The 6,837-nt window shown below is 65.9% G+C and carries 6 protein-coding genes; 4 read left to right on the top strand and 2 right to left on the bottom strand.

Features of this window, described 5'->3' with window-relative positions; genetic code table 11:
- The first annotated feature begins 129 nt into the window (after positions 1-129).
- Positions 130-534: an STAS domain-containing protein gene (locus HII36_RS59425; RefSeq protein WP_173530851.1), complete on the top strand. Its 405-nt coding sequence runs from the start codon at positions 130-132 to the stop codon at positions 532-534.
- Here HII36_RS59425 and HII36_RS52165 read toward each other — a convergent pair.
- The gene (locus tag HII36_RS52165) at positions 531-1,232 is read right to left on the bottom strand and encodes a hypothetical protein (protein WP_173530850.1); all 702 of its coding nucleotides are present in this window, start codon (positions 1,230-1,232) and stop codon (positions 531-533) included. The two genes, HII36_RS59425 and HII36_RS52165, sit on opposite strands and share 4 nt — an antisense overlap.
- Before the next feature lie 1,524 nt (positions 1,233-2,756).
- On the opposite strand from HII36_RS52165, the gene HII36_RS52160 reads away from it, so the two are divergent.
- The 3 genes from HII36_RS52160 (at position 2,757) to HII36_RS52150 (ending at position 6,347) form a co-directional block, all read left to right on the top strand.
- Entirely contained in the window at positions 2,757-4,217 is a 1,461-nt protein-coding gene (locus HII36_RS52160) for a hypothetical protein (RefSeq protein WP_173530849.1), read from the top strand.
- 662 nt (positions 4,218-4,879) lie between these two features.
- Complete coding sequence (locus tag HII36_RS52155) at positions 4,880-5,578, top strand: hypothetical protein (protein ID WP_173530848.1); 699 nt, start codon at positions 4,880-4,882, stop codon at positions 5,576-5,578.
- Between the two features lie 400 nt (positions 5,579-5,978).
- Positions 5,979-6,347, top strand: a complete 369-nt coding sequence (locus HII36_RS52150; RefSeq protein ID WP_173530847.1) for a hypothetical protein — start codon at positions 5,979-5,981, stop codon at positions 6,345-6,347.
- Positions 6,348-6,433: 86 nt separating this feature from the next.
- Here the strand turns inward: HII36_RS52150 and HII36_RS52145 are convergent, their stop codons facing one another.
- Positions 6,434-6,652, bottom strand: coding sequence for a hypothetical protein (locus tag HII36_RS52145; RefSeq protein ID WP_173530846.1), 219 nt, complete (start codon positions 6,650-6,652; stop codon positions 6,434-6,436).
- Positions 6,653-6,837: the final 185 nt, after the last annotated feature.

Here is a 6,837-nt window from a genome sequence, read left to right as displayed (position 1 = left end):
TGGCCTGGCGACCCGCTATGACAAAGCTCCGGAGAGCTACGAGGCCGGGCTCTACCTCCGTGGCTCGATCATGTGGTTAAGACTCCTCACCTCAACCACATGATCCAAACTTTAAACAGCTCCTAGTGCCTGTGCCGGGCCCCTGCTCAACAGCGAGGTCGTCCGCATTCGGGTAGGGCCCGGAAGGCTTTCGATTGTTGTTGCCTGCCCGGGGTCAAGGATGAGGGCCTGGGCCAGGACGACGGTGTTTTTTGCACGAGACCTTCCTTCTCGCGCGCGGCCGGCGAGCTCGACTATGTCTCTGCTGGACTGCTGCACCGCCAGGTGAAGGACGCCCGGGAGACGACGCAGTCGACGGGGATGGTGCTGGATCTGAGCCGGGTGACGTTCCGCGATGCCATGGGTGTCGGCGTGCTGGTGCTGCTGCTCAAGCAGAGTCGGGAGCAACAGAGGTGCGCGGTCCTTCCGGGCCTTCGGTTACGCGCCATCGCTTTGGGGTGTGCGGGCCATCCTTCCCGGTACCCCTTCATCTAGTACTTCTCGACGCAGAATTCGTGGGAGGCCTCGGTATCGGGCGAGCGGATGTACGACCAGGCGTCGTAGACGTCGTAGAGGCTGTCGTCGGCCCTATTCGGGCAGTCCTTTCCCTTGTCGAGCGGCGGTTCCCGGACGAAGACCACCTTCCAGTAGCGGCCTTTCTTCGTCGAGCACGCCAGTTCCTTGCCACCCTTGGTCAGGCAGTCGCCCTTCCGGATCACTCCTCCGCCGTTGCCGGGATCACCCGGATGGGGGCCGGTCAGGTTGCGGATGCAATAGATGGTTCGCTCTGAGGCGGTCAGCGCCTCAGGGATCGTGGTGACCTCTTCGATCTGAAAGTCGGTGTGGTCAGCGCAGCGCGGCTTTCTCCCGAGCCTCATCGTGATCTCGTCTTGGGCCTCGATGCCGACGATCTTCCCTATCGCCAGCGGATCGGTGCACCGGGTGCCTTGGTAGCGATCGGAGGTGCTGACGGGGCTGCCGTCCGGTTCGACGGCCTTGCGAACGCAGTCGGCGGCGATGAGATTGTCCACTGGCGGGGCCACCGGGGTGGGCGTCGACTCCGGCGTCGAGGCTGCCGAACCGGTCCTGAGCGGCATCGCGGGGGCCTCGGGCTCGGACGAACAACCCAATACCAGCAAGAGAAGTCCCGCCGAGATGACGGAGGCTGTGTGTAACACGGACGGACGGCTCATGGCCAGATCATCGTTGATCGATGCGGCTCGGCAAAGGCTCGGCTTTCAGCGAACCGGCTTCAGCGTTCCGTCCTTCGCCGCTTGTACTTCCCGCGCATTGGCCCGCTCACCGACCTCCCATGACCACTGGCACTGGGCCCGCGGGCCTCTTGCCTCCTGCGCGGATATGTCACCTACGAAGACCAGTGGGTGGAATCCATATGTTCAACCGTCGCGACCGCAGCGGGCATAGCAGGGCCGATGGGCTCCGCGGACCAGTCGCATCCGCCAGCCAGGCCCCCAGGTGCCGCCGTTTCGGGCTTGGCTCGGCAGGCGAACTACCCCTCGCCTGTCTACGTGAATTCTCCGGTGTGGACTGGAGCATTCATGAGAAAGGCTGAACCGCCATGCTTTGGGCTCCGGGCAGGGGAGCCTTATGAGCAGGCTCAAAAGCGCTCTTTTGCCGGGCCGATGCCTGAAGACTTTCTTACTGACGCTTTGCGGGCATCGACACTGGCCCGCCTCGCTGTGATCATTTGGTTGGTATGAACCCTCCATCGCAGATACGCGGCTCGACGGCAGCGCGCCCGCTGTCGCCGACCACCTCTCCATGGGTGAAACGCGCTTCCGGGTTCGAGGCGTTCGTCGCGTTCGCGGTGATGGGAACTCTGGTCCCGTCGGCGGGGCGCGATGGCAGCGAAGGAGTTGGCCAGCTCGTGCTGCCCGCCATGGCTTCGCCGGCGTTACCGGCCCTCTTACCGGTGACCTGCCTGTACCTGCGGCGCCGCAACCTACACCACACACGTGACCAGCGACGGCTGCGCTTTTCCAATCGGCGCGGTAAGGCCGGGCGATCAATCGCGCCGATCTGCGCCGCGTTCACCATGCCGACGTCACTCGTCCGGGCATCGCGCCGCGCAGGTAGTGGGTCGTTGTCGACAGGCCTTCACGGCGAGCCCCGAACCGGCCAGGGCCTTGGCTCGGCGATCTGGAGACGAAGAGCCACGGCCGGTTCTGGCCGGGCGGGTATGCGCTGTTCGAACGCGCCGCAATCGCGCGGGGCGCCCAGCCTGGACCATCACTACGACAACAGGGGAGGCTTTCGTGGAGCCGTATGGGCAAGGGGCTGATCCGGATCGTGAGACGCCGGGCACCGGGCCGAGGCCGGCCGACGATCCCGATGCCGGCCGCTTAGACCCGCCTGGACCGGCCGCTTCTCCCGGCCCGGCGCAATCACCGCCGAGCCAACCGCGGCCGGCGCAATCACCGCCGGCCCAACCGCCGCCGGCACAGCCCGGCGCAGCGGGAGGAGGGCCACCGTACTCCGGGCCGGGTGGACCCTGGCGGCCAAGTGGGAGTTCCGGCCCACCTTGGGGACCGCCACCGACCCCTCCGCCCGGCCGCTCCTGGGCACCGCCAGGGCAGGACGTCTCAGGGCGACCGCAGCATCCGCTCTCCGGCCCGTACGCCGCACCTGGTCGCCCCACGCCGAGCCCGCCAGGTGTGGGCCGACGGTCGGGCAGCGAGCAGCGAAGGGCGGCGGCGGTGGCGCTGCTGAACCTGTCCGGTCTGGGGCTCGGCTACCTGCTGATCGGCCGCTGGCTGCCGATGGTGGCTTGCCTGGCGGCCACCGGCCTGACCGTGGTCGTCGCCCTGCCCGTCGAACCCGATGGGATTCCGGGAGCCGTGCCCATCCTCTGGCTGATCGTGTCGGTGGCCTCAGCCGTCCACGGGGCCTGGCGAGCGATGGGCGAGCCGACCCCGTCGGTCAGGGACCGGCTGATCCCCTTCGCCCTGCCGCTGGCCCTGGCCCTGCTGGCCGTGCCGGCCGCGGCCGTGATCACGCACAACTCGATGCAGCGAGCGGCGCAGCACGAGGCCTATGAACAACTGCAGCTCAGCCGGTTGGCCGAGGCCGGCAAGCTGGTTCGCGCGGGGGGCCAGGTGAGGTTCGACGACGCGCTGGAGATCTATGCGGACGTGGCCGAAAACCACGCCCACAGCCGGGCGGCACGCCAGGTGCCCGACGGGATCAAGAAGTTGTACGAAAGGGCTGCCCTGCCCTACGCCCTCGGCGATTACTGCGACGCCCCGCCGATCCTGCGCTACCTGCGCGACCTGCGGACCAAGGTGGATCCGGCGCTGCTTGGCGACCGGGCCGGCTGGCCCGACGAGCCGCTCGCACACTCCCTGCACAGGTGCGGCGCTCAAAGGTTCGTGGATGACCTGGACAGCAAGGCGGGCGAGGACATGATCGTCACCTCGGCCGCACAGTTCAACGCCCTGAGCGAGGAGGCGCCCGACTCGCCGTTCGTGGAAAAGACCCGGAAGCTGTTCGAGGACAAGGTCGCCGAGTTGGAGAAGGCCGCAGCCGATGATCCCTGCGGAGTTCGCCCGACACTGCGCAACGCGACCGCGGTCTTCGAGGACATCTCCGCCGGGTATGCCGACGCACTGGTCAAAAGCACGAGCACAACCTTGCAGGAGGCGCACTTCGGCTGCGGTGTGCGAGAGTTCAAGAAAAAGAAGTTCGCCGCCGCGCAGGCGACGCTGACCAGCTACGCCAAGCGATACAAGACCAGCCGGCAAGCGGCGCGGGCGCGGCAGATCGCCATCGCCGCGGAGATCGCGGACCAGACCACCAAGAAGGCGGGCAAGAGCCTGCCACGGGAAAAGCCGCCCCGCGGCACACGGATGGCGGTCACCTTCCGCAACGACGGCAAAGGCAAGGTGGAACTCCTCTACACCGGGCCGACGACCGGACGGATCGTGCTGAAAAGCTGCGGCAAGTGCAAGATCTACCCGAGTGAGAAGGCAGGAAACTCCCGCGGTTGCCGGGGTTCTCGCTCCTACCCGAAGACGACGCTGCTGCTTCCGAAGGGTAAGTACTACCTGCTGGTCAAGCGTGATGGCCGAACCGATGGCCACACCTGGAACATCAAGCCCGGCTTCAGCTACACCTCGTGCCTTTTTGTCCATAAATGGTCGATCTTCGACCGCCTCTGATCGACGTGGCCCGGCGAGGGGGCGCCATGCCCATGACTCGGGTGGTCAGTCCCCAAGACGATCGCGTAACACGCAGAAGGGCAGCAGATGCCGCAAGAAGCTGCGCTTGGAGTAGAACGTCTGCCGCGTTGCCATGCCTTGACCGGCAAGATAGTCCGAGAGCAGCCTTCAACTCGTTCCATTTCCCGAATTACCTCGTCGACGTCGTAGAGGAGGAGGCTGCACGAGCGACGGTACTCCAGCTCGCACTGCGACAGAGTTACCTGTGATGCAGTCAGAAGCGAGCAGCGGTCGAGGAAGATGCCGTAGATGTGACCAGTGCGCATCGACTCGCACTGGATGTCGTAGCGCGCACGCGGGAATGGCGGCATGGCTCGCGCCTGGAGACCCAGCTCCGAACGCAGGTAATCCCCGAAGCCGTCTTGGGCGACGTCGATGTCGGTGTAGAGCTGCTCGCGGCGCGCGAAGCTGTCCTGGGTGTTACCACTTGCGCTTCAGCACGTGCCCGCCGTCCACGGTGTGGATGAAAGAGGCGTAGCCGGATTCCCCGGCGGGTCCGGTGATGTCGAAGAGGTGGTTCACGAAGTAGTGGGTTTGGAACTCGTTTCGGTACTCCGGCGGACTCGTTGCTGATCAGGGGTCGATGGTGCTTTGATCTACAAATGAGCGATCCGGTGGTTGATGACCTGGTCGAGCTGGGCTGGCCTCGGTGGGTAGTTCGCCGGCAGGTGCGACTCTTGCGCGGTGAGGTGACCGACGGGGTCTGCCGCCTGCTGCCCGGGGTCGAGACCAGCACGGCGCCCCGGTGGATGTTCACCGGCTCTCAGACCATGGGCATGTCCGCGGTCTCCTCTGCCAGCCACATCATCGACGGCGGCGCCGAGCGCGGCCAGGCCGCGGCCGCCGCGACGGCGTCCCACCTGCTTTTCGCGGTCTCCGTCGAGCTCACCGACCGGCATGACCGGGCCCGCCCCCACGATCCGCTTTCCGGGCGCGCGCCGATGGCCGAAACGCCCGCGCCCACCACGAGTCTGCGCGAGTGCCACGACATCAGCCGCCAGTTTGTCCATAACATGCTGAGCCTGTACTTCCAGGCCGATCGCGTGAACGAGCTTGCCCGCGGTTGGGGCGCCATCGTGCGTCGCGCGGTGGACGGACCGGACTCGGCCTGGGGCGGCTGGGGACTGCTGGCTGCGCTCACCGCGTTGTCGCGCTACCGGGATGCGTTTCCCCAGCCCGGCCGGCCGGGCTGGCGGCCCAGGAGCAGGCGGGAGGCGGCGGGGAAGGCCGGCGAGGCCTACTGGCTGGGCGTCGCGATGCTCCACGCGACCGCCTTGGAGCTCATCGGGGAGCCGTGGTGACAACCCCGGTCGCGCGCGTCTGACATAGCCAGAGTGATGATCCCGGCCTGCTCCAGCGCGCGCAAGATGCCCCAGATGCGGGTGGCGCGTTGTTGTGGTCGCCTGTCCGCGCCGCCAGGATGAAGGAATTGGCCCGGCAGATGGCAACGAGCGGATGGTCTGTCCCCAGGATGGCGATCACGTCGGTCACCAAGCCGCCTTGAAAGGGGAGATCGGCGATCCGGTCTCTTGGGAGTATGTTCGGCGGGGTGAGCCCAAGTGGTTGTAAGGACCTTCGCCGGCCCCACTTTTGGGGGCCTTAGGCCTTAGGTTCTAAATCTCGTCGCAACACCCGGCCCCGGGGATGTTGCAATGACCAAGCCGTTTCGCCGGCGGCGGATTCGCCGGGGACGAGGAAAGGATGGGCGACATGCCGTTACGTGCCCTGACCCGGCTCCTACGATCGCGGCGCAGGAGATCGCTGCATCAATCGATTTTGCGCGGCGAGTTCCGGATGGACACCTTTCACGCTCTTGCCCACGGCGCGCTCGCCGACTTGGAGCAGGAAGTTCGCCGCGTCACGAACAGCAGCGCCGAGGAGAGCGTCGCAGCGATCCACACTGATGCGGTGGAGGCGACCAAGCAATTTCTGGTCGATGCCGACTACATGCTCCGAACGCCCCTGGGCAACGGCGAGACGTCGCGATCTCGCATGTCCGCCGGCATCGCGATGTACGTACAATGGCGCAGAGAGATGGATCGGGCACTGACCATGGCCAGAGCCCAATGAGAATCTGAGAGGGCATCTTCGCCCGACATGCAGGTAGGACGACCCGATCGAGATCTTGATGACGGCCCGCGGAACTACCGTATGCGCTACCCGGTCGGAGTCGGCGAAGGGCTGGCATCTTTCAGATCGGGATGATTCTTCCTGTAGCGGTCATAGTCCTCCTCGGAGGGCTGGCACACTTCCAGGAGGCGGGCCTTGGCCTGCGCCACTCCGGCTATGTACTTCCGCTCGGCCGCATCATCGCCGTACTCGCCGCCCTTGTAGGCGCCCACAGCGTTCGCCAAGTCCAGGACAGCGGACTTCACCTCCGGCGTGGTGATCTCCTCGCTTTCCTGCCGTATGCCCTTTCCGCGCTGCTGGCTAAGAGGTCATAACAGAATGAGATTGCCCGCATCCTTACGGTGATGATCGTCGTTGATAGGTTGTGAGGAAGGGCGAGCAACTGCCGTGGATCGTCTCGGACAGCTTGTGGGAGCGGATCGAGCCGTTG

Source organism: Nonomuraea antri, assembly GCF_013283785.1.
GTDB lineage: Bacteria > Actinomycetota > Actinomycetes > Streptosporangiales > Streptosporangiaceae > Nonomuraea > Nonomuraea antri.
This window is presented reverse-complemented; position numbering and strand designations above follow the sequence as displayed.